This is a genomic window from Streptomyces sp. NPDC085481 (genome assembly GCF_044541845.1).
Classification (GTDB): domain Bacteria; phylum Actinomycetota; class Actinomycetes; order Streptomycetales; family Streptomycetaceae; genus Streptomyces.
The window spans coordinates 147192-169532 of record NZ_JBITTJ010000002.1 but is presented as its reverse complement, the minus strand read 5'-3'; the positions used below and the strand labels follow the sequence as shown (position 1 = coordinate 169532).

21 protein-coding genes, 2 tRNA genes and 1 pseudogene are annotated in these 22341 nt (G+C 69.5%); 8 read left to right on the top strand and 16 right to left on the bottom strand.

What is annotated here, in order from left to right; translation table 11 throughout:
* Positions 1 to 18: 18 nt before the first annotated feature.
* The 3 genes from ACIGEZ_RS06630 (at position 19) to pknB (ending at position 5046) form a co-directional block, all read left to right on the top strand.
* Complete coding sequence (locus ACIGEZ_RS06630) at positions 19 to 1461, top strand: FtsW/RodA/SpoVE family cell cycle protein (protein ID WP_399826602.1); 1443 nt, start codon at positions 19 to 21, stop codon at positions 1459 to 1461.
* Positions 1458 to 2924 carry a peptidoglycan D,D-transpeptidase FtsI family protein gene (locus tag ACIGEZ_RS06625; RefSeq protein WP_399826599.1) on the top strand — a complete coding sequence of 489 codons (1467 nt, stop codon included), beginning with the start codon at positions 1458 to 1460 and terminating at the stop codon, positions 2922 to 2924. The genes ACIGEZ_RS06630 and ACIGEZ_RS06625 overlap by 4 nt, the downstream gene beginning before the upstream one ends.
* Positions 2925 to 3093: 169 nt before the next feature.
* The gene (gene pknB, locus ACIGEZ_RS06620) at positions 3094 to 5046 is read left to right on the top strand and encodes a Stk1 family PASTA domain-containing Ser/Thr kinase (RefSeq protein ID WP_399826596.1); all 1953 of its coding nucleotides are present in this window, start codon (positions 3094 to 3096) and stop codon (positions 5044 to 5046) included.
* Between the two features lie 145 nt (positions 5047 to 5191).
* Here the strand turns inward: pknB and ACIGEZ_RS06615 are convergent, their stop codons facing one another.
* From ACIGEZ_RS06615 to ACIGEZ_RS06590, 6 genes are all read right to left on the bottom strand, one after another.
* A complete protein-coding gene (locus ACIGEZ_RS06615) occupies positions 5192 to 5869 on the bottom strand; it encodes a class E sortase (RefSeq protein ID WP_399826594.1) in 678 nt (225 codons plus the stop codon).
* A gap of 39 nt (positions 5870 to 5908) precedes the next feature.
* Positions 5909 to 7105 (bottom strand): class E sortase, encoded by a 1197-nt coding sequence (locus ACIGEZ_RS06610; RefSeq protein ID WP_399826591.1) that lies wholly within the window; start codon positions 7103 to 7105, stop codon positions 5909 to 5911.
* Positions 7102 to 7740 (bottom strand): aminodeoxychorismate/anthranilate synthase component II, encoded by a 639-nt coding sequence (locus tag ACIGEZ_RS06605; protein ID WP_399826589.1) that lies wholly within the window; start codon positions 7738 to 7740, stop codon positions 7102 to 7104. The genes ACIGEZ_RS06610 and ACIGEZ_RS06605 overlap by 4 nt, the downstream gene beginning before the upstream one ends.
* Entirely contained in the window at positions 7737 to 7898 is a 162-nt protein-coding gene (locus ACIGEZ_RS06600; protein ID WP_383489672.1) for a hypothetical protein, read from the bottom strand. The genes ACIGEZ_RS06605 and ACIGEZ_RS06600 overlap by 4 nt, the downstream gene beginning before the upstream one ends.
* Positions 7899 to 7961: 63 nt before the next feature.
* On the bottom strand, positions 7962 to 8645 hold the full coding sequence (locus ACIGEZ_RS06595) for a class E sortase (protein ID WP_399826585.1): 684 nt from the start codon (positions 8643 to 8645) through the stop codon (positions 7962 to 7964).
* A 32-nt stretch (positions 8646 to 8677) separates the two neighbouring features.
* Positions 8678 to 9445 carry a DUF881 domain-containing protein gene (locus ACIGEZ_RS06590; protein WP_399826583.1) on the bottom strand — a complete coding sequence of 256 codons (768 nt, stop codon included), beginning with the start codon at positions 9443 to 9445 and terminating at the stop codon, positions 8678 to 8680.
* Between the two features lie 141 nt (positions 9446 to 9586).
* On the opposite strand from ACIGEZ_RS06590, the gene crgA reads away from it, so the two are divergent.
* Complete coding sequence (crgA, locus tag ACIGEZ_RS06585; RefSeq protein ID WP_399826581.1) at positions 9587 to 9844, top strand: cell division protein CrgA; 258 nt, start codon at positions 9587 to 9589, stop codon at positions 9842 to 9844.
* 283 nt (positions 9845 to 10127) lie between these two features.
* On the opposite strand, the gene ACIGEZ_RS06580 is transcribed toward crgA, so the two are convergent.
* Together ACIGEZ_RS06580 and ACIGEZ_RS06575 are read right to left on the bottom strand one after the other, a co-directional pair.
* Positions 10128 to 10994 carry a rhomboid family intramembrane serine protease gene (locus tag ACIGEZ_RS06580; RefSeq protein WP_399826578.1) on the bottom strand — a complete coding sequence of 289 codons (867 nt, stop codon included), beginning with the start codon at positions 10992 to 10994 and terminating at the stop codon, positions 10128 to 10130.
* 156 nt (positions 10995 to 11150) lie between these two features.
* Positions 11151 to 11678 carry a peptidylprolyl isomerase gene (locus ACIGEZ_RS06575; RefSeq protein ID WP_399826575.1) on the bottom strand — a complete coding sequence of 176 codons (528 nt, stop codon included), beginning with the start codon at positions 11676 to 11678 and terminating at the stop codon, positions 11151 to 11153.
* 165 nt (positions 11679 to 11843) lie between these two features.
* On the opposite strand from ACIGEZ_RS06575, the gene ACIGEZ_RS06570 reads away from it, so the two are divergent.
* Positions 11844 to 12509, top strand: coding sequence for a DUF5324 family protein (locus tag ACIGEZ_RS06570; protein WP_399826572.1), 666 nt, complete (start codon positions 11844 to 11846; stop codon positions 12507 to 12509).
* A 152-nt stretch (positions 12510 to 12661) separates the two neighbouring features.
* Here ACIGEZ_RS06570 and ACIGEZ_RS06565 read toward each other — a convergent pair whose 3' ends face one another.
* Entirely contained in the window at positions 12662 to 13075 is a 414-nt protein-coding gene (locus ACIGEZ_RS06565) for a DUF6344 domain-containing protein (protein ID WP_399826569.1), read from the bottom strand.
* Between the two features lie 435 nt (positions 13076 to 13510).
* Positions 13511 to 13583, bottom strand: a tRNA-Ala gene (locus ACIGEZ_RS06560).
* Between the two features lie 129 nt (positions 13584 to 13712).
* Here ACIGEZ_RS06560 and ACIGEZ_RS06555 point away from each other — a divergent pair.
* Positions 13713 to 14261 (top strand): helix-turn-helix domain-containing protein, encoded by a 549-nt coding sequence (locus tag ACIGEZ_RS06555; protein WP_399826567.1) that lies wholly within the window; start codon positions 13713 to 13715, stop codon positions 14259 to 14261.
* 54 nt (positions 14262 to 14315) lie between these two features.
* Complete coding sequence (locus ACIGEZ_RS06550; protein WP_399826566.1) at positions 14316 to 15647, top strand: serine/threonine-protein kinase; 1332 nt, start codon at positions 14316 to 14318, stop codon at positions 15645 to 15647.
* Positions 15648 to 15654: 7 nt separating this feature from the next.
* Here the strand turns inward: ACIGEZ_RS06550 and ACIGEZ_RS06545 are convergent, their stop codons facing one another.
* From ACIGEZ_RS06545 to ACIGEZ_RS06535, 3 genes are all read right to left on the bottom strand, one after another.
* Positions 15655 to 16947 carry a hypothetical protein gene (locus tag ACIGEZ_RS06545; protein ID WP_399826564.1) on the bottom strand — a complete coding sequence of 431 codons (1293 nt, stop codon included), beginning with the start codon at positions 16945 to 16947 and terminating at the stop codon, positions 15655 to 15657.
* A 217-nt stretch (positions 16948 to 17164) separates the two neighbouring features.
* Positions 17165 to 17299 carry a DLW-39 family protein gene (locus ACIGEZ_RS06540; RefSeq protein ID WP_003958712.1) on the bottom strand — a complete coding sequence of 45 codons (135 nt, stop codon included), beginning with the start codon at positions 17297 to 17299 and terminating at the stop codon, positions 17165 to 17167.
* A gap of 359 nt (positions 17300 to 17658) precedes the next feature.
* Positions 17659 to 18489, bottom strand: a complete 831-nt coding sequence (locus tag ACIGEZ_RS06535) for an alpha/beta fold hydrolase (protein WP_399826561.1) — start codon at positions 18487 to 18489, stop codon at positions 17659 to 17661.
* Between the two features lie 151 nt (positions 18490 to 18640).
* Here ACIGEZ_RS06535 and ACIGEZ_RS06530 point away from each other — a divergent pair.
* Positions 18641 to 18789: pseudogene (locus tag ACIGEZ_RS06530) on the top strand (site-specific integrase); the annotation flags it as partial.
* Between the two features lie 55 nt (positions 18790 to 18844).
* Here ACIGEZ_RS06530 and ACIGEZ_RS06525 read toward each other — a convergent pair.
* From ACIGEZ_RS06525 to gyrA, 3 genes are all read right to left on the bottom strand, one after another.
* Positions 18845 to 18921, bottom strand: a tRNA-Ile gene (locus ACIGEZ_RS06525).
* A gap of 98 nt (positions 18922 to 19019) precedes the next feature.
* Positions 19020 to 19619, bottom strand: coding sequence for a DUF3566 domain-containing protein (locus ACIGEZ_RS06520; protein ID WP_399826559.1), 600 nt, complete (start codon positions 19617 to 19619; stop codon positions 19020 to 19022).
* A 96-nt stretch (positions 19620 to 19715) separates the two neighbouring features.
* Positions 19716 to 22325 carry a DNA gyrase subunit A gene (gene gyrA / locus ACIGEZ_RS06515; RefSeq protein WP_399826556.1) on the bottom strand — a complete coding sequence of 870 codons (2610 nt, stop codon included), beginning with the start codon at positions 22323 to 22325 and terminating at the stop codon, positions 19716 to 19718.
* Between the last annotated feature and the right edge of the window lie 16 nt (positions 22326 to 22341).

The following is a 22341-nucleotide window of genomic DNA, read 5'->3' as shown; positions in this document are numbered from 1 at the left end:
AGGGGGCCTTTCACCACCATGAGCGTTGTCACCAACACGACCACCATCGGCGCGATCGAGGCGCCGAGCCGCCGCAACACCGAGCTGGCGTTGCTCGCGTTCGCCGTCGTCATCCCGGTGTTCGCGTACCTCAACGTCGGTCTGGCGATCGACGGCAAGGTGCCGCCGGGCATGCTCGGGTACGGGCTGGGCCTCGGCCTGCTCGCGGGCGTCGCGCACCTGGTGGTGCGCAAGTTCGCCCCGTACGCGGATCCGCTGCTGCTGCCGCTGGGCACGCTGCTCAACGGGCTCGGCCTGGTGCTGATCTGGCGGCTCGACCAGTCGCCGCGGCTGATCCAGCGGGCGACGAACGCGTACGGCTCGTTCAGCCCGGACGCTCCGAAGCAGATGCTGTACTCGGCGATCGGCATCGCCATGTTCGTGGGTGTGCTGCTGATCCTGAAGGACCACCGGGTCCTGCAGCGCTACACGTACATCTCGATGGTGGCGGCGCTCGTCCTGCTGCTGCTGCCGCTGGTGCCGGGCCTCGGCTCGGACGTCTTCGGCGCGAAGATCTGGATCAACGTCGCCGGTTTCTCGATCCAGCCGGGCGAGTTCGCCAAGCTGGTCCTGGCCGTGTTCTTCTCCGGCTACCTCATGGTGAAGCGGGACGCGCTGGCGCTTGCGAGCCGCCGGTTCATGGGGCTCTATCTGCCGCGTGGCCGTGACCTCGGCCCGATCGTGACGATCTGGGCGGTCAGCCTCCTCATCCTGGTCTTCGAGAACGACCTCGGTACGTCGCTGCTGTTCTTCGGCATGTTCGTGATCATGCTGTACGTGGCGACGGAGCGGACCAGCTGGATCGTGATCGGTCTGCTGATGTCGGCGGGCGGCGCGGTGGTCGTCGGTTCGACCGCCAGCCACGTGCAGTCCCGTGTGGCGGCCTGGCTCGACCCGTTCGGCTGCCTGAAGACGGCCCCCGAGGCCTCGAACATGGCCAACGCCTGTGACCAGATGACGCAGGTGCTGATGTCGTTCGGCTCCGGCGGCATCCTCGGCACCGGCCTCGGCCAGGGCAACTCCGACCTGATCGGCTTCGCCGCCAACTCCGACTTCATCTTCGCCACCGTCGGCGAGGAGCTGGGTCTGGCCGGCGTCATGGTCTTCCTGCTGCTGTACGGCCTGATCATCGAGCGCGGTGTGCGCACCGCGCTCGCGGCCCGCGACCCGTTCGGCAAGCTGCTCGCGATGGGCCTGTCGGGCGCGTTCGCGCTGCAGGTGTTCGTCGTCGCCGGCGGTGTGATGGGGCTCATCCCGCTGACCGGTATGACGATGCCGTTCCTCGCCTACGGTGGTTCGTCCGTGATCGCCAACTGGGCGCTGATCGGTGTGCTCATCCGTATCAGCGACACCGCGCGCCGCCCCGCGCCCTCCCCCGCCCCGAATCCCGACGCCGAGATGACGCAGGTGGTCCGTCCGTGAACAAGCCGCTGCGCCGAGTCGCGATCTTCTGCGGCCTGCTGGTCCTCGCCCTGCTGCTGCGGGACAACTGGCTCCAGTACGTCCGCGCCGACGAGCTGAACGCCCACCCGAAGAACAAGCGGGTCACGATCGAGCGTTACTCCAACGAGCGGGGCAACATCATCGTCGACGGCAAGCCGATCACCGGCACCGTCGACTCGGGCGACACGTTCTACAAGTTCAAGCGGACGTACGTCGACGGCCCGATGTGGGCGCCGGTGACGGGCTACGCCTCGCAGGCCTTCGACGCCAACCAGATCGAGAAGATCGAGGACGGCATCCTCACCGGCAACGACGACCGGCTCTTCTTCGACCGTACGCTCGCCATGTTCACCGGGGAGAAGAAGAAGGGCGGCGACGTCGTCACCACCCTGAACGGGGCGGCGCAGAAGGCCGCGTTCAAGGGCCTCGGCAACAAGACGGGCGCGGTCGTCGCGATCGAGCCGTCGACGGGCAAGATCCTGGCGCTCGCCTCCACCCCGTCGTACGACCCGGGCTCCTTCGCCGGCTACCACGACAAGGACGCCAAGGCCTGGCAGGCGCTGGAGAGCGACAAGAACAAGCCGAAGCTGAACCGCGCGCTGCGCGAGATCTACCCGCCGGGTTCCGTCTTCAAGGTCGTCACGGCCGCGGCGGCGCTGGAGAGCGGCAAGGTCACGGACATCAACGCGGCGACGGAGACTCCCGAGGGCTGGAAGATCCCGCTGTCCTCGGTGCCGATGAAGAACCACGCGAACGGCTGTGCCAACGCCAGCCTGAACGAGGCGCTGCGGATCTCCTGCAACTCGGTCTTCGCCAAGCTCGGTGACGACGTCGGCCGGGACAAGATGGTCGAGATGGCCGAGAAGTTCGGTTTCAACGCCGAGCAGTTCACCCCGGTCCGCTCCGCCGCCTCCGTCTACGACAAGAATGCCGACCGCGGTGGAAACGCGCTGTCGTCGATCGGCCAGTTCAACACGGCGACCACACCGCTGCAGATGGCGATGGTGACGGCCGCGATCGCCAACGACGGCAAGCTGATGAAGCCGTACATGATCGACGAGCTGCGCGCGCCCAACGTGGACCTCATCAAGAAGAACGAGCCGGAGGAGCTCAGCCGCCCGGTCTCGCAGCGCACCGCCCAGCAGCTGCAGGAGATGATGGAGAACGTCGTCGAGAAGGGCACCGGTGGCAACGCCGACCTGAACATGGACGGCGTGAAGGTCGGCGGCAAGACGGGTACGGCCCAGCACGGCGAGAAGAACTCCAAGCGCCCCTACGCGTGGTTCATCTCATACGCCAAGACCTCCCAGGGCTCCCCGGTCGCCGTCGCGGTGATCGTCGAGGACTCGGAGGGCACCGACCGCGAGGACATCAGCGGTGGCGGCCTTGCGGCGCCTATCGCCAAGGCCGTGATGAAGGCGGTCATGAAGAGCAAGAGCTGATCTTCCGGCCCCGGCCTCCCGGTCGGGGGCGGCCGCATACCGGTCGGGTATCAGGTGGCGGTCGGCGGACGAAGCGGCTGCCCGCGGCCGGTAGCGTATGCGCGAACAGCACACACCGCCGGAGCACACACGGGTGCGGTCGGGACAGACGGAGAGGGCTGGAGAAGCTATGGAAGAGCCGCGTCGCCTCGGCGGCCGGTACGAGCTGGGCTCGGTGCTCGGCCGTGGTGGCATGGCCGAGGTCTACCTCGCCCACGACACCCGGCTCGGCCGCACCGTCGCCGTGAAGACGCTGCGGGCGGACCTCGCCCGTGACCCGTCCTTCCAGGCCCGGTTCCGCCGTGAGGCCCAGTCGGCCGCCTCGCTCAACCACCCGGCGATCGTCGCGGTCTACGACACCGGCGAGGACTACGTCGACGGGGTGTCCATCCCGTACATCGTGATGGAGTACGTCGACGGGTCGACCCTGCGTGAGCTGCTTCACTCCGGGCGCAAGCTGCTGCCCGAGCGCACGCTGGAGATGACCGTCGGCATCCTGCAGGCGCTGGAGTACTCGCACCGCGCCGGGATCGTGCACCGTGACATCAAGCCGGCGAACGTCATGCTGACGCGCACCGGCCAGGTCAAGGTCATGGACTTCGGCATCGCGCGCGCCATGGGCGACGCGGGCATGACCATGACGCAGACCGCCGCGGTGATCGGCACGGCCCAGTACCTCTCCCCGGAGCAGGCCAAGGGCGAGCAGGTCGACGCCCGCTCCGACCTGTACTCCACCGGCTGCCTGCTGTACGAGCTGCTGACCGTCCGGCCGCCGTTCGTCGGCGACTCGCCGGTCGCGGTGGCCTACCAGCACGTCCGGGAGGAGCCGCAGCCGCCGAGCGTGTACGACCCCGAGATCACGCCCGAGATGGACGCCATCGTCCTGAAGGCGCTGGTCAAGGACCCGGACTACCGCTACCAGTCCGCCGACGAGATGCGTGCGGACATCGAGGCCTGCCTCGACGGCCAGCCCGTCGCGGCGACCGCCGCCATGGGCGCGGTCGCGTACGGCGGTGGCTACGGCTACCCGCCGGAGGACCAGCCGACGACGGCCCTGCGCCAGGCGGACCCGGGCGGCCAGACCACGATGCTGCCGCCGATGAACCCGGACGACGGCGGCTACGGCTACGACGACCGGCCGGACCGCCGGCGGCAGAAGAAGTCCAACACCTCGACGATCCTGCTGATCCTGGCGGGCGTCCTGGTGCTGGTCGGCGCGATCCTGATCGGCCGCGCGGTGTTCGACACCAAGGACAGCGCGGAGCAGGTGGTCGTGCCGCAGTTCGTCGGCAAGACGCTGAAGGAGGCGGAGGCGCTCGCGCCGAACTCGCAGGTGAAGGTCGCGCAGACCGGCACCGAGCGCTGCGAGCAGCCGAAGGGCGCGATCTGCAGCCAGATGCCGGCGGCGGACGGCACGACGAAGATGGACGTCGGCGAGACGATCTCGGTGGTCGTCTCGGAGGGCGCCCCGCAGGTCGAGGTCCCCGACGTCGTCGAGAAGCAGCAGGCGAGCGCCGAGGAGCTGCTGCGCGGCAAGGGCTTCAAGGTCGTCGTGAAGACCGAGGAGTCCGACGAGGATCCCGGCCAGGTGCTGAGCCAGGAGCCCAAGGGCGGCTCGCAGGCCGAGAAGAACTCCGAGGTCACGATCACCGTGGCCAAGCAGGAGAAGTCGCAGCTGCCGGACGTGACGAACCGCACGTACGACCAGGCGGTGCAGCAGCTGGCCGCGCTCGGCTTCACGCAGGTCGCCCGTCAGGACGTCGACTCGGACCAGCCGCTCGGCACGGTCATCGGGCAGACCCCGAACGGCAACTCGGACCAGCCGAAGGACGTGCAGGTCACGCTGAAGGTCTCCAAGGGCCCGCAGCAGACGGCGCAGCCGGTCCCGCCGGTCACGGGCATGACCGTCGACCAGGCGAGGGCGACGCTCACGGCCTTCGGTTACCAGCTCGGCAGCATCGACGGCCCCAACGGCGGCGATGCTGTGATCAAGGAGCAGGACCCGCCGCCGGGCACGCAGGGCCAGCCGAACCAGGTGGTCAACGTGAAGACCGAGAAGAGGGGCGGCGGCTTCTTCGGTTGAAGACGCCCTCGTCACTGACGTGAGTAAGCCCCGGCATCCTGGATGCCGGGGCTTACTTCGTGCGGGGCCCGCGTCGTGGGCCGACGTCGTGGGCCGACGTCGTGGGGTGGGCCTACGTCGTGGGCCCGCGTCGTGCGGGTGGGGGTCAGCGGAGCTCCGCCGGCGGTGTCCTCTGCGCGTCGACCTTCTCGGTGCGGGCGAGTTCGCCCCAGACGATGTAGCGGTAGTCCGAGGTGTACATCGGGGTGCAGGTCGTCAGGGTGATGTAGCGGCCGGGCCTGGTCTTCCCGGACTCCTTGGGGACGGGCTGGAGGACGTCCACGTTGTACTTCGTCGTCTCCGGGAGGGTCTTGTAGACCTTGTAGACGTACCAGGTGTCCTTCGACTCGAAGACGATCGGGTCGCCGGTCTTCAACTTGTGGATGTTGTGGAACTTCGCCCCGTGCCCGTCCCGGTGCGCGGCGAGCGTGAAGTTGCCCTGCTTGTCCTGCGGCAGCGCCGACTTGATCGGGTCGCTGTAGTAGCCGGCGACGCCGTTGTTGAGGGTCTTGGTGTCGGTGCCCTTCTTCACGAGCACCTCGTCGTCGCCCATCGCCGGGACGTGGAGGAAGCCGATGCCGTCCTTGGTGTCGAGCGCGCCGGGGCCGCTGTCCGCCCAGTGGTTGCGGACCTGGTCGCCGTCCTTGTCGGCGGCGCGGTCGGCGAGGACGTTGGTCCACCACAGGGAGTAGACGACGAAGAGACCGAGCACCAGGCCCGCGGTGATGAGGAGTTCGCCGAAGACGCTGATGATCCCGGCGATCCGGTTGCGCGCACGTGCCACTAGGTCTTCCCGTCCGGAGGTGGGTGGTCTCAGTGGGGCTCAGCCTACGAGCGCTTGCGGCTTTCCCTTGCTGCGCGGGCGTTCCTCGACGAGCTTTCCCCACACGATCATGCGGTACGTGCTGGTGAACTCGGGCGTGCAGGTGGTCAGCGTGATGTACCGGCCGGGACCGGTGAAGCCGGATCCCTTCGGTACGGGGTCGATGACGGAGACGTTCGACGGCGAGGTCTGCGGCAGGATGCTCGCCATCTCGTACGTGTAGTAGGCGTCCTGGGTCTCGACGACGATCGGGTCGCCCGGCTTCAGCTGGTTGACGTAGCGGAACGGCTCGCCGTGGGTGTTGCGGTGGCCTGCGACGGCGAAGTTGCCCTGCTTGTCGGCGGGCATGGCGGTCTTGAGCTTGCCCTCGCCGTAGTGGCCGACCATGCCCTTGTCGAGGACCTTGGTCTTGCTGATGCCCTCGGCGACGGGGACGACCACGTCGAGCTTGGGGATGTACATGATGGCGAAGCCCTGGCCGGGCTCGAAGGCCTCCGGCTTGCTCTCGCCGTGCGACCAGGAGTTCTCGATCTCCGCCTTGGCCTTGTCGGTCTGCTGTCCGGCGCGGACGTTGGTCCACCACAGCTGGTAGGTCACGAAGAGCAGCATGACGACGCCGAAGGTGATGAACAGCTCGCCCACGACACGGCTGAGGACGACGCCGACGCTGTCCTTGGCGGCACGGGCGGCCCGGCGGGCCTCGACGCGGGAGAGCGGGGCGGCCGGCGCCTGCGCGGCGGCGGGCTCGGGGGCGCGCCCTTTGCGCTTGGCGGCACGCCGACGCTCGGCGCGACCGGGCCCGGGCAGGGTCGCGCCGCCGGCCTGCTCGACGGTGCGCAGCGCCATGGTCTCGTCGTGCCGCTCCCCGGCGGGGGCGGCGGTCTCGGGCACGGGCGCGGGCTCGTACGCGGGCTCGTAGGGGGCCTCGTAGGGCGGCTCGTACGACGCCGGCTGGCGCGGCGGCTCGTACGACGCCTCATAGGGCGGCTCGTACGGCGCCTGGTAGGCCTCCTGGGGCGTCTGGGGCGTCTGATGGCCCTGGTAGGCCTCCGATCCCGGTATCGGCTCGTAGACGGCCGTCTCGGGCTCGTACGGGGCCGCTGGCGGGGTCACGGGCCCCGGTACCGGTATCTGCTGGTGCTCGGGCTCGTCCTCCGGCAGGTTCGTCGCCCGGAACCACGGCGACCCGGCCGTCACGCGACGGCCTTGCCCACCACCGGCGCGAGTCCCGCCGACCGCGCGACGGCCCCCTTGTCGCCGCACTGCTCCAGCCAGTTGGCGAGCATCAGGTGGCCGTGCTCGGTGAGCACCGACTCGGGGTGGAACTGCACGCCCTCGACGGGAAGTTCGCGGTGGCGCAGCCCCATGATGATGCCGTCCTCGGTGCGCGCGGTGACCTCGAGCTCGGCCGGCAGCGCGGCGGGCTCGGCGGCCAGCGAGTGGTAGCGGGTCGCGGTGAACGGCGAGGGCAGCCCGGTGAAGACGCCCTTGCCCTCGTGCGAGACGAGGGAGGTCTTGCCGTGCAGCAGCTCGGGCGCGCGGTCGACGACCCCGCCGTACGCGACGGCCATCGACTGCATGCCGAGGCAGACGCCGAAGACGGGCACCCCGGTGGCGGCGCAGTGGCGCACCATGTCGATGCAGACCCCGGCCTGTTCGGGCGCGCCGGGCCCGGGCGAGAGCAGCACGCCGTCGAACCCGTCCTGGGCGTGACTCAGTTCGACCTCGTCGTTGCGCAGCACCTCGCACTCGGCGCCGAGCTGGTAGAGGTACTGAACGAGGTTGAAGACGAAGCTGTCGTAGTTGTCGACGACGAGAATTCGCGCGCTCACTGGCCGTCCACCGTCACATCGTTGAACGGAAGCAGCGGCTCCGCCCAGGGGAACACGTACTGGAAGAGGGCGTAGACGACCGCGAGGACGAGCACGACCGAGATCAGCGCCCGAACCCAGGCGTTGCCCGGCAGATGCCGCCAGATCCATCCGTACATGACGTCCGCTGCCCCTTCCGTTCGTTACGGCACCAGAGTACGGGGCGCCGGGGCGGTCGGGGGTCAGCTGTCCAAAGCCTGTGGACGACCGTCGGTCACGGGCTGGGCGGCGTCCAGATGCGCCCAGGCGATCAGCCGGTGGCTGCTGCCCCACTCGGGGTCGCAGGTGGTGAGGGTGAGGTAGCGGCCGGGCCCGTCGAAGCCCGACTTCCTCGGTACGGGGTCGATGACGCCGGTGTCGGTGGGCACGGTCCGGTAGGGCGGGCGGTCGACGCGGTACGTGTACCAGGTCGTCCCGTCGGTGAGGACGACGGCGTCGCCCTTGCGCAGCCGGGGGAAGTCCTTGAAGGGGTCGCCGTAGGTGCGGCGGTGTCCGGCGACGGCGAAGTTTCCGGTCCCGCCGAGGCGGGCGGTGCCGGCGTAGTGGCCGAGCCCCTTCTTCAGGGTGCCGGCCCTGGTGCCCTCCAGGACGGGCCACTCCCAGTCCTTGCCGAGGCGGGGTACGTACATGACGGCGAGGCCCTTGCCGTCGGTGTACGGCGCGGGGGCGGGCGGGGCGGCCTGCGGGGGCGCGGCCTCGACGGGCCGGTCGACCCATTCCCGCTGGAGCGTTTCGAGCTGTCCCGAGGTCGCGCTGTCCGCCTGCACGCCGGTCCAGTACAGGACGTAGACGACGAAGAGGACGATCAGCGCGCCGACGGTGATGCACAGCTCGCTGAGGCTCCGTACGACCAGTCGCACCGTCACCGCCCCGGCTCCCCCCGGATCAGCGCACCGGCTCAGCTCACCGGCTTCGCGTAGTGGAGGTCCACTGTGCCCGAGTAGCCGGGCAGAGTCACCGCCTTGTGCTCGTCGACTTTCCAGCCGAGGCCGTAGGCCTTCACGTACAGCTGGTAGTTCTGGATGGCGGGGGAGCCGGCGAGGGCCTTGGTCAGCCGGCCGCGGTCACCGACAGCGGTGATCTTGTAGGGCGGGGAGTAGACGCGGCCCTGGAGGATCAGCGTGTTTCCGACGCAGCGCACGGCGCTGGTGGAGATGAGCCGCTGGTCCATGACCTTGATGCCCTGGGCGCCGCCCTGCCACAGCGCGTTGACGACGGCCTGGAGGTCCTGCTGGTGGATGACCAGGTCGTTGGCCTGCGGCTCGGGGTAGCCCGGGGCGGCCTGGGCGTTGGGCGGGGCGTCGTTGAGGGTGACGGTGAGGCCGGGGCCCGAGGTCTCGGTGGTGCCCGCGGCGGCCTCCAGGGCCCGCAGCCGCGCGTCCTGCGCCTTGGTGGAGCCGTCGTCGCGGGCGGCGAGGCCGTCGACCTGGCGGCGCAGGGCGGCGGTGGACTCGTCGAGGCCGGCGTTCTTGTGGCTGCGCTCCTCGATCAGGTCGGAGAGCCTGAGGAGGGAGGCGTCGGTGCGGATGTTGGTGCCCTTGGCGGTGTTGAAGCTCGTGACGAAGATCAGCCCGGCGAGCGCGAAAACGGCAGCGGTGAGCACCCGGACGGGGCGCCACCTGACGGTTCGGCCCGGCCCTGTGGGAGTGTCGGCGGAATTGCTCAACGTACCCTGATCCCCTTCGGTGCCGCGGAACCACTACGCTAACGGACGCCCGGGGGACGCAGCGGTCCTCGTACGTCACATCCCGGCGCCAGCCACACGTTCCCTGCGCGGTCACGCAGCGCATCGACAGGAGAGTCCCTCGTGCCGAAGTCACGGATCCGCAAGAAGGCCGACTTCACGCCTCCGCCCGCCTCGAAGCAGGCAGCCTCCATCAAGCTGACCAACCGCAGCTGGGTGGCGCCCGTGATGCTGGCGCTGTTCGCCATCGGGCTGGTGTGGATCGTGGTCTTCTACGTCACCGACGGCACCCTGCCGGTCAAGTCCATCAACAACTGGAACATCGTGGTCGGCTTCGGCTTCATCGCCGCGGGCTTCGGCGTCTCGACGCAGTGGAAGTAGCGGCCCGCCCCGCTGCTCGTCAAGTTCTGCCCTGAGGTTATCCACAGCGTTGTGCACAGCACTGGATAACTTACGACGATCTGTGGATAACTCCCGCGGTGTTGACGCCGGTACGACCGCGCGTACTCCGCCCGGGGAACACTTCGCCCCCCGCCTCTGACAGAAAATGCCAGTTCAGAGGCGGGGGGCGTAGTCATGTCCAGACCAGCGCGACCGAGTCGGCACACGCTGTGGATAACTCTGGGGAAAGCTTTCCCAGAAGCTCGTCCACAGCCCTGCCCGCTCAGGTGAGCGCAGCGGTCCGGGCGAACACCATTCCCAGATCGATCAGCAGCACCAGTCCACAGACCGCGTACTGCACCAGCTCCCGCCGCGCCCTGGGCGCGTGCACCAGGCCGTACGTCACCAGCGCGCCCCCGACCAGACCGCCGATGTGGGCCTCCCAGGAGATCCCCGGCCGGGTGAACGTCAGCAGCAGGGACAGCGCCACGAACAGCAGCACCGGCCGCATGTCGTACCGCCGGCGCCGGGCGAGCACCACCCAGGAGCCGATGAGGCCGTAGACGATCCCTGAGGCGCCGAGCGAGGCCTGGTTCGGGGCGTCGAGCAGATAGACGAGCGCGGAGCCCGAGAGCCCGGAGAGCAGGCACAGGACGGCGTAGCGGACCCGGCCGAGCTCCGGCTCGACGATCCCGCCGATGACCCACAGTCCGATCATGTTGAAGAGGAAGTGCGGGATCTCCTGATGGAGGAAGGCGGAGGTGATCAGCCGGTACCACTCGCCGTCCGCGACCCCGACGACCTCGCCGAGCTGCGGGTTGTAGGCGTGGCCGATCATCACCAGCTGGTCCGTGAACCGGTCGCCGGCCACCTGGACCGCGATGAACAGGGCCAGGTTGACCGCGATGAGGATCTTGGTGACGAGCCGGTCGTCGTGGGCCACCCGACCGCCCGCGAGCGTCCTCGGCTGGTTGGCGTCAGGGGCGTGGCCGGTGCCGGAGCCGTTGCGCACACAGTCGGGGCACTGGAACCCGACCGACGCGGAGACCATGCACTGCGGGCAGATCGGCTTGTCGCAGCGGGTGCAGCGGATGCCGGTCTCCACATCCGGGTGGCGGTAGCAGCGCGGCAGGCCGGACTGCGGGTCCATGAGGCGTCCTCCCGAGGACAGGGCGGCTGGGGCGGGGATCAGCGGGGGTGATCAGCGGGGGGCGGGGATCAACAGACCGCCCCGCCCTCCTGACGGACGGGCGGGGCGCGAAGGTTCCCGTGCAGGCATCTGCGTACGGGTACGGACGGGCGAGGCTCAGCGGCTCTCGATCACGACGGTCTCGACGACGACGTCCTCGACCGGGCGCTCCGTACGCGGGTTGGTCTCGGCGGCCGCGATCGCGTCCACGACCTTCTTGCTCGCCTCGCCGACGACCTCGCCGAAGATCGTGTGCTTGCGGTTGAGCCAGGTCGTCGCGCCGACGGTGATGAAGAACTGCGAGCCGTTGGTGCCCGGGCCCGCGTTGGCCATCGCGAGCAGGTAGGGCTTGTCGAAGAAGAGCTCGGGATGGAACTCGTCGGCGAACTCGTAGCCGGGGCCGCCCGTGCCGTTCCCCAGCGGGTCGCCGCCCTGGATCATGAAGCCCTTGATCACCCGGTGGAAGACCGTGCCGTCGTAGAGCGGGTCCGAGGAGACCGTGCCGGTCGCCGGGTGCGTCCACTCGCGCTCGCCGCGGGCGAGCTCGACGAAGTTCCTGACCGTCTTCGGGGCGTGGAACGGCAGCAGCCGAATCTCGATGTCACCCTGGCTGGTCTTCAGAGTCGCGTACAGCTGCTCGGCCACGATCCGCCTTCCTCCACCTCTGCACCGGCGCGTCTGCGCCCGCGCGTCCGATCCTCGCATGCCCCGGATGCCCGCCCCGCATGCCGGACAGCGATCGGACAGGCATGATTCCGAAAAGGATGGAAAGGTGAAAAACCGACATCGCCACCGAGGAGGAGGAATCCTGTGACCCGCATGGACAGCGTGCGCGCCGCGACAGGTTCGGCGAAGGAGAGCGTCCTGCACGCCGCGGAAGTGGTGGCGCCGTACGCCGAGACGGCCAGGGACCAGGCCGTTCAGTATGCACAGGAGGCGCGCGTCAAGCTCGCCCCGAAAGTCTCGAAGGCCGCGTCGCAGGCCCGTGTTCAGGCGCGTCTGCAGTACGACAACCGGGTCGCACCGCACGTGCCACCGCGGGTCGACGAGGCCGCGCAACGCGCTGCGGCCGTGACCCGCAAGGCCGCGCGTCAGGCGACCGACTACACCGTTCCGCGTGTCGAGCACGCGGTCGCCGCGACCGGTCCGGTCCTCGATGAGGCCGGTTCGCGTTCGACTGCCGCCTGGGCCGCGCTACGCGGTCAGGTGACACCGAAGGACGTTCAGAAGATCGTGAGGAAGCACGAGCGTCGGGCCAGGGCCGGACGCCTCGCCAAGGGCCTCGTGGTCCTCGGCGTGCTGGTCTGCGGCGCGTTCGCCGCCTGGAAGTGGTGGGACAAGCAGGCCAATCCCGACTGGCTGGTCGAGCCGCCCGCTCCCACCGAGGTGGACGAGGAGGGTTCTCCCCTCGATCCCGAGGTGGCGGCCAAGAAGGCCGAGGCGGAGGCTGCGGACCGCGACGAGGAGCATCGCTGATCACCGGCCGGTCGTCGTGCGGTGCACGACGAGTGGAACACGGACAGGTGGAGCACGAACGGGTGGAGCACAAGCAAGTGGAGCACTGACAGGTGGAGCACGAACGGGTGAAGCGCTGAACGTGGGGGCGTGGCGGAGACTCCCGCCGCGCCCTACGCGGCCGCTGCGGCCTGCGCGTCCTTCTCGTCCTGGTCCGCCTTCGCCGCGAGCGCCGCGCCGGTCAGCTCGGCCTGGTCGGCGAGGTCCGTGTCGGCCGGGGTGTCCGCGCGCAGGTGGCGGACGGAGGGAGAGGAGCCGTGCGCCTCGGCGCGGATCCGCTGCTTGATGGTGGGCGGCAGGGCCCGCCCCTGTGCCGTGTGCCAGTCATGACTCCGCTGTGCCGGTACGGGGACGGCGGGACGCGCGGCTGCCGTGCCGGCGGCACCGGTGGCGGCCGGCTCCTCGCCCTGCTGGAGGGAGGGCTGCTGAGCGGCGGTGGCGGGAGTCGCGAGGCCGAGGGAGGCGAACAGGGCGAAAAAGACGGAGATGAAGGCGGTCCAGAACTGCTTGACCTTGGCGGTGGCCATGGCCCCTCACTTTCGTGACGTTACGGGCGTTCTCGGATGGTTCATTTCGGATTGCGGGTTTTTCGTACCTTCCTCATGATGGGGACGCACACCGGGAATCCCCGGAGCGACGCCACCGCCGTGCAGTTCTTCCGATGAACACCACCCGTCCGGCTCAGTGCGCGCAGAGCTCCGAGACCGTCCAGCCGGGCGCCGAGGTCCGCTCCACGATCCACAGCGGCAGAGCCAGAGGCCGCCGAGCACGGCGTCGACGGCGAGCCCGGCGATCGAGTCGACGCCCGCGCGAGAGCGAGTCCCGCGCCCGATCCGGGCGGCGGAGAGGCCGGCGGTCCGGGAGGAACAGAGCGCCGCGGTCACGTGGAGCAGAAGACGAAAAAACCCCTCCGGGCCAGCGTATTCGCAGGTCAGGAGGGGTTTTCTGGTGATCTTCCGGAGTGGAGCCTAGGGGAGTCGAACCCCTGACATCTGCCATGCAAAGACAGCGCTCTACCAACTGAGCTAAGGCCCCGGAACGACAACAGACTACCGGGTCACCCCCCGTATCCCGCAAAAGGATTGGGACTCCCCGTCGGCGACCACTCTCCGTAAGATGCTGATCGGGGTTCGCAGTGGCGAACCCAAGGGATGGGGAGAAGTAATGGATACAGCGCAGCAGGAAGCCACGGCCAGAGCCAGGGAGCTTCAGCGCAGTTGGTACGGAGAGCCGTTGGGGGCGCTCTTCCGTCGGCTGATCGACGATCTCGGGTTGAACCAGGCCAGGCTGGCGGCCGTGCTGGGCCTCTCGGCGCCCATGCTCTCCCAGCTGATGAGCGGCCAGCGGGCCAAGATCGGTAACCCGGCCGTCGTCCAGCGTGTCCAGGCCCTCCAGGAGCTCGCCGGCCAGGTCGCCGACGGCAGCGTCAGCGCCGCAGAGGCCACCGACCGGATGGACGAGATCAAGAAGTCCCAGGGCGGCTCCGTCCTCACCTCCAGCGGCCAGTCCACCACCGGCGCCGGTGCGCCGACCGTGCGCCGCGTGGTCCGCGAGATCCAGTCGCTGCTGCGCTCCGTGGCCGCGGCGGGCGACATCATCGATGCCGCGGACTCCCTCGCCCCGGCCCACCCGGAACTGGCAGAGTTCCTCCGGGTGTACGGCGCCGGGCGCACCGCGGACGCGGTCGCGCACTACGAGGCGCACCAGAACTGACGCCTCCGGCGCAGGGACGGCACGATCCAGGACACGGGGAGCGGGCGCAGGGCAATGGGTGAGGTCTTCGCCGGTCGGTACGAGCTGATCGATCCCATCGGTCGCGGCGGGGTCGGCGCGGTATGGCGCGCCTGGGACCACCGGCGGCGGCGCTATGTGGCCGCCAAGGTGCTCCAGCAGAGCGACGCCCACACCCTGCTGCGCTTCGTGCGCGAGCAGGCGCTCAGGATCGACCACCCGCACGTCCTCGCCCCGGCCAGCTGGGCCGCGGACGACGACAAGGTCCTTTTCACCATGGACCTCGTGGCGGGTGGTTCGCTGGCCCACGTCATCGGGGACTACGGCGCGCTGCCGCCCCGTTTCGTGTGCACCCTGCTCGACCAGCTGCTGTCCGGACTTGCCGCGGTGCACGCGGAGGGGGTCGTGCACCGCGACATCAAGCCGGCCAACATCCTGATGGAGGTCACCGGAACCGGGCGGCCGCATCTGCGGCTGTCCGATTTCGGCATCTCGATGCGCAAGGGCGAGCCCCGGCTCACCGAGACCAACTACGTGGTGGGGACGCCCGGTTACTTCGCGCCCGAGCAACTGATGGGCGCCGAGCCGGACTTCACCGCCGACCTGTTCGCCGTCGGCCTGGTCGCGCTCTATCTGCTCCAGGGGCGCAAGCCGGACTCCCAGGCCCTGGTGGAGCACTTCGTGACGTACGGCACCCCGGGCGCCCCGCAGGGCATCCCGGAGCCCTTGTGGCAGGTCCTGGCGGGCCTGCTTCAGCCCGACCCGCAGGCCCGCTTCCGGACGGCCACGGGCGCGCGCAAGGCGCTGCACGCGGCGGCGGAGCTGCTGCCCGAGCCGGGCCCGGGCGAGGAGCCCGTCGAGGTCTTCGACCAGATCGGCCCGCTGCCGGCCGGCTTCGGCCCGATCGGCCCCGAGTCCGTGCAGCCCGTACAGTCCGCGCAGCCCGTACCCCCCGCACAGCCCGCAGAGGCCGCGCAGCCCGCCCAGCAGGAGCCGAAGCAGCTGCCGGGCCCGTCCGAGACCGGCAGCTTCCACCTGCCTCCGCCGCCCCGGACGCCCACGCAGCCGGTCGCCGTCCCGCCGTCCCCGGCACACGCCCCGGCACAGGCCCCGGCGTACGCTCCGGCCCCCGGCCCGGCCCCGGCCCCCGGCCAGGCCCTCACGTCCCCCGTGCATTCCCCCGCCTCCTTCGCCCAGGCCCCCACGTCCGCGGTGCCGTACGAGCAGCTCTCTACTCGTGAATACACCGGACAGGCGGTTCAGGTTCCCGCGCGCCGGCCGGGACCACCCGCGAAGGTGGCGGTCCCGGTGCTGTTCGCGGCCGTGGTCTGCTTCGCCGTGGGCATCTGGGCGCTTCTCCAGGCGTAGACCGGGCTCACCCGGGCGTGGGCCCCGAGCCCGCCGCGCGCCGGGCGAGCAGCCACCAGGCGCCCAGACCCAGGACGAGTACGGTCCCGACGCCGATGCCCGTCACGCCGACCACCCGCAGGGTGCCGCTGCGCGTCGCCTGAGGCCCGCTCTGGCCGCTGGCGGCCGCGTCCCGGTCGTCCTCGGTGACCGTGAAGGGCCCGGCGGCCCCGTCGTAGGCAGGACCGGGCTTGGCCTGCCCGGTGACGTTCACCCGCAGCGTCAGGGGCAGCGGCTTGTTCCCGTACGCCTCGGCGATCTCCGGGTTGAGCGTGGCCGACAGGTAGTACCAGCCGGCGAACCGCAGGGCACTGGTGGAGTCGTCCGAGGAGAAGCGGTTCTCGAAGGCCACCGGCCGCTGCGGGTCCAGTGCCGTGGTGGCCGGGTCTCCGTCGTAGCTCATGGAGTCCTGCCGGTCGACGTGGCCGCCGGCCCGGTTCTCCAGGGAGAGCACGAGCGCGTTGCCGACGTAGTCGTCCGAGGCCGGGCTGCTGCCCAGCTCGGCGCTGGCGAAGAGCTGCTGGCCCCAGTCGACGGGAACCCGGTAGAAGACCGTCTGGCCCGGCTTGATGTCGGTGCGCCACTCGCCCTGGCGCAGCGAGGTCGCGCCGGCCAACCCGGTGCCGCCGTCGCGCCGTTGCGGCCCGCCGGCGGGCGGCTGGGGCGTGCCCGAGGCCCAGTTGTCCGGCAGCGCCGTGGGCCCCGTCTTCTTCACGCCCGGCTCGGTGAGGTAGCGGATCTCCAGGTCCCAGTCCGCGGTGTCGGACTCGGAGGTCCGCTCCACGAGGACGTAGTACGCGCCGGCCTGCTGGCAGCTGGAGGACCCCGGTTCGATCGTGCGGTGGGTGTAGGCGGCGATGGGCCGGGTGAACGCGGAGGATCCGAAGGTGGTGGTCTGGTAGCCGCAGTCCGTGCCGGAGCCGTCCTGCATGCTCACCTTGATGCCGTCGCCGTACGAGGCCTTCGCGGCCCCCTTGGGGACGGCGACGACGGAGACGTAGGCGTTCTGCTTCGTGTCGAGGTCGACGCGGTAGTACTGCTTGCCGTTCGTCTTGATGGAGTCCCGATAGCTCTGCCCGGCCTTCAGCTGTTCGGCGTCCAGATTGGAGACGGCGCCCTTCACCCGCTGGGCGGTCCCGTCGAAGCCGTACGAGCCGTCCTCACCGGCCGCCCACGCCCCGCCCGGCAGCAGCACGGCGGCCATGCACACCGCAGCCGCCAGCACGCCTGCCGTACGGCCGCTACCCCGTTGCCTCGTCAACGCGCTTCCCCTCGTCGTGTCCGTGCCGGCCCATCCTGCCCGCCCGCTTGACCGCGACCCAACAAATTTGCAAGAGCAAGCCATCTATTCGCTCAGGCGAACGACCTACAGGGTCCGTACACGGGGGCGACACGCGGACACCGGTCCACCACCCCCGGACAGCACGAGGCCCCGACCGCTCACCGCGGCCGGGGCCTCGCACACAGACGGTTTCGTCTCACACACCCGAACCTGCGGGCACGGAGTCGGTCGCCTCCGTCCACAGATCCTGCTCGGCGCGATCCGCCTGGATCTGGCGGTACACGAGGAGCCCGCCGATGGCGGCCAGTGCGACCAGGAGAAGCTTCTTCACCGCGCGACCTCGTCTTTCGTTGACGTAGGAGACTTCTGACGCCCACTCTACACACCGACCGATACCGATCGGTGACCTAGGTCGACAACGCGTCCGACAAAGCAATCGGCCCGGACGGGTGAACCGTCCGGGCCGATCTTCGATGTGGGGCTGACGGGATTTGAACCTGTGGCCTCATCCTTATCAGGTCGATCACGGGGGACCGTCGAAGTCGACCCGACGGCCACGAGCCCTGGTCGATCGTCCACAGCGGTCCGGCCCCGACCGCCACTGTCCGCGCTAGTTGCGCCAGCCGCTGATGTCAGCCGCCGCGGCCGACCTTGACGGACTACCCTGCCGCCGTGCAGCCCGGCAGCCGGTCAGGAACGGATGAACGCGAGGATGTCCGGGTTGAGGACCTCCGGGTGCGTCGACAGCATCCCGTGCGGGTAGCCCTCGTAGGACTTGAGGGTCCCGTTCTTCAGAAGCTTGACCGTCAGGGGTGCCGAGTCGTCGTACGGGACGACCTGGTCGTCGGTTCCGTGCGCGACGAGGACGGGCACCTTGATCTGCTGCAAGTCCTCAGTGAAGTCGGTCTCGGAGAACGCGGCAACGCACTCATAGTGCGCGTTCGCCGCGCCCATCATGCCCTGGCGCCACCAGTTGTCGATCAAACCCTGCGACACCTGCGCTCCGGGACGGTTGAAGCCGTAGAACGGCCCCGAGGGAATATCGATGAACGACTGAGCCCGGTTGCCGGCAACGCCCTCACGGAAGCCGTCGAAGACCTCCATCGGCAGGCCGCCCGGGTTGGCCTCCGTCTTCAGCATCAGCGGTGGCACCGCGCCCACCAGGACCGCCTTCGAGACACGGCCGGGCTTGGCGCGGGCGACGTAGCGGGCGACCTCGCCGCCGCCGGTGGAGTGGCCGATGTGCACGGCACCCCGCAGGTCGAGTGCATCGGTCAGGGCGGTCACGTCCGCGGAGTAGGTGTCCATGTCGTGGCCGGTCGCGGTCTGGGTGGAACGTCCGTGGCCACGGCGGTCGTGGGCGATGACGCGGTAGCCCTGCGCCAGGAAGAACAACATCTGGTTGTCCCAGTCGTCGGCACTCAGCGGCCACCCGTGGTGGAAGACGATCGGCTCCCCCTCCCGAGGACCCCAGTCTTTGTAGAAGATCGTGGTGCCGTCGTCGGTCGTGACTGTACCCATCGCAGATCCTCCGCTCGTCCAGGCGCACCCCAGCCACGGAGGAATCGGTGGGGGGCACGCGGGACTTCACGCCCAGCGGGCGCGGTCCGGATACGTGGCCCACATTACGCCCTGCCCCTGCGGGCCACATCCGCAGCTTGCCGACGTCCGCCTGAAGGTGCACCCCAAGGTCGCTCAGGCGATCCTGCGACACAACCAGATCAGCATGACGATGGATGTCTATACACACGCTGTGGGCGACGGCGAGCGGGAAGCCGTGGCCATGCTCGCTAGCTTCTGGAAGACCCGCTGATCGGCTGATGCCAGCCGCAGATGTCAAAGACCCCCAGCCGCGATTGGCTGGGGGTCTTCGTGCTGGTGGGGCTAACAGGATTTGAACCTGTGGCCTCATCCTTATCAGGGATGCGCTCTAACCAACTGAGCTATAGCCCCGCCGCGCTCTGCGGTGTGTGTCCCGCGCGCTGACTCCTGAAGATTAGCGCACGTGGGGGCCAGTCCCAAAATCGGTTCCTGGGCGGCCCCCGCGCAGGTCACTCGTCCTCGGCGAGCGTCAGCTCGACACCGCCCACGAAACCGGCGGACAGGTTGTAGATGAACGCGCCCAGGGTGGCCAGAGCGGTCATCAGGACGACGTCGATCACCGCGATCACCGAGGTGAACATCAGCACCCGCGGCAGCGACAGGAACGACTGCAGGTCGAAGCCGTTCGACTCGTTGGAGCCGGTGGCCTCGCTGATGGTGCCGCCCACGGTCGAGAAGACGCCCATGGCGTCCATGACCATCCACAGCACCGCGGCGGCCACGACCGTGCAGACGCCGAGCGCGATGGAGAGCAGGAAGCTGACCTTCATCACCGACCACGGGTCGGCCTTGGCCACCCGCAGCCGCGCCTTGCGGGTACGCGGAGTGGTCCGCGCCCCCGTCCGCGCCTTGCGCATCGCCGCCGCGCTCTGCCCGGCCGGCCCGCCCTGCGACTGGCCGCCCTGCGTCGCCGGGCCGCCCTGCGCGGGAGCGCCGTAAGCCTGCGGCGGATGGTAGGGACCGCCCTGCGGCTGCGTCCCCGCGCGCTCACCGGGCAGTGGCCCGTTGTACGCGTCGTACGAGGGCCGCTGCCCCCGAGTGTCCGTCACCGTAACCCCCTGGGAGTCCGTGGCGGAGCCACGGGCACCGCTCGATCCTGCGGTCCGGCCGTCGGCCGGACCGGCGCCCGTGGCTCCACTCACGCTCTACTCCTCGTGCTCCCCGGTCGCGGGCTCCGTGCCCTCGACCGCCTCAACCGTCTCCGTCGTCTCGACTGCCTCGGCCGTCTCGACAGCGTCGTCGGCGTCCTCGTCCTCACCGCCGGCTTCGGCGTTGCGGGCGATACCGACGACGGCATCGCGCTTGCCCAGGTTGATCAGCTGGACGCCCATGGTGTCACGGCCGGTCTCCCTGACTTCGTTGACTCGCGTACGGATCACACCGCCGGACAGCGTGATGGCGAGGATCTCGTCGGTCTCCTCGACCACCAGCGCGCCCACGAGCGAGCCGCGGTCCTCCACGATCTTGGCGGCCTTGATGCCGAGGCCGCCGCGGCCCTGGACGCGGTACTCGTCGACCGGGGTGCGCTTGGCGTAGCCACCGTCGGTCGCGGTGAAGACGAACGTACCCGGCCGGACGACATTCATCGAGAGCAGCTCGTCGTCCTCGCGGAAACTCATCCCCTTGACGCCGGAAGTCGCTCGTCCCATCGGGCGCAGCGCGTCGTCCGTCGCGGTGAAGCGGATCGACTGCGCCTTCCTGCTGACGAGCAGCAGATCGTCGTCCGCCGACACCAGCTCGGCGCCGATCAGCTCGTCGGCCGTGCCTTCGGCGCCGTCCCGCTCGCGCAGGTTGATCGCGATGACACCGCCCGAACGCGGCGAGTCGTAGTCCTTCAGCGCGGTCTTCTTCACCAGGCCGGCCTTGGTGGCGAGCACCAGGTACGGCGCGGCCTCGTAGTCGCGGATCGCCAGGATCTGGGCGATCTGCTCGTCCGGCTGGAAGGCCAGCAGGTTGGCCACGTGCTGGCCGCGGGCGTCCCGGCCGGCGTCCGGCAGCTCGTACGCCTTGGCCCGGTAGACCCGGCCCTTGTTGGTGAAGAAGAGCAGCCAGTTGTGCGTGGTGGTGACGAAGAAGTGGTCGACGATGTCGTCCTGCTTCAGCTTCGTGCCGCGCACACCCTTGCCGCCGCGCTTCTGCGAGCGGTAGTCCTCGGTCTTCGTCCGCTTCACATAGCCGCCACGCGTGATGGTGACGACGATGTCCTCCTCGGCGATCAGGTCCTCGATGGACATGTCGCCGTCGAAGGGCACGAGCTGGCTGCGGCGGTCGTCGCCGAACTTCTCGACCAGCGCCGCGAGCTCCTCGCTGACGATCGTCCGCTGCTTCTCGGGCGAGGCCAGGATCGCGTTGTACTCGTTGATCTTCGCCTGGAGCTCGTCGTGCTCCGCGACGATCTTCTGGCGCTCCAGGGCGGCGAGCCGGCGCAGCTGCATCTCGAGGATGGCGTTGGCCTGGATCTCGTCGATCTCCAGGAGGCCCATCAGGCCCTCGCGGGCGACGTCGACGGTGTCACTGCGCCGGATGAGGGCGATGACCTCGTCGATCGCGTCGAGCGCCTTGAGCAGACCGCGCAGGATGTGGGCGCGCTCCTCGGCCTTGCGCAGCCGGAACTTCGTCCGGCGCACGATGACCTCGATCTGGTGCGCCACCCAGTGCCGGATGAACGCGTCGAGGGAGAGCGTGCGCGGCACCCCGTCGACGAGCGCCAGCATGTTGGCGCCGAAGTTCGTCTGGAGGTCGGTGTGCTTGTAGAGGTTGTTCAGGACGACCTTGGCGACCGCGTCCCGCTTGAGCACGATGACCAGGCGCTGGCCGGTGCGCGAGGAGGTCTCGTCGCGGACGTCGGCGATGCCGCCGACCTTGCCGTCCTTGACCAGGTCGGCGATCTTCTGCGCGAGGTTGTCCGGGTTGACCTGGTAGGGCAGCTCGGTGACCACCAGGCACTGGCGGTTCTGGATCTCCTCGACCTCGACGACCGCGCGCATGGTGATCGAGCCGCGACCCGTGCGGTACGCCTCCTCGATGCCCTTGCGGCCGACGACGAGCGCGCCGGTGGGGAAGTCGGGGCCCTTGATGCGCTCGATGAGCGCGTCGAGGAGCTCCTCGTGGCTGGCCTCGGGGTGGTCCAGGTACCACTGGGCGCCGGAGGCGACCTCGCGCAGGTTGTGCGGCGGGATGTTGGTCGCCATGCCGACCGCGATACCGGCGGAGCCGTTGATCAGCAGGTTCGGGAAGCGGGCGGGCAGGACGGTCGGCTCCTGGGAGCGGCCGTCGTAGTTGTCCGTGAAGTCGACGGTCTCCTCGTCGATGTCGCGGACCATCTCCATCGACAGCGGCGCCAGCTTGCACTCGGTGTAGCGCATGGCGGCGGCCGGGTCGTTGCCCGGGGAGCCGAAGTTGCCGTTGGAGTCCACCAGCGGCATCCGCATGGCCCAGGGCTGGGCGAGCCGGACGAGCGCGTCGTAGATCGAGGAGTCGCCGTGCGGGTGGTAGTTACCCATGACGTCGCCGACGACGCGGGCGCACTTGTAGAAGCCCTTCTCGGGCCGGTATCCGCCGTCGTACATCGCGTACAGCACACGGCGGTGCACCGGCTTGAGGCCGTCACGGACGTCGGGCAGCGCGCGGGACACGATGACGGACATCGCGTAGTCGAGGTACGAGCGCTGCATCTCGGTCTCGAGACCGACGGGCTCGATCCGCAGCTGCGGTTCTTCTTCGGGGGTCTCGGTGGTGATGTTTTCGTCGGCCATTGCTGGTCGTCAGTCC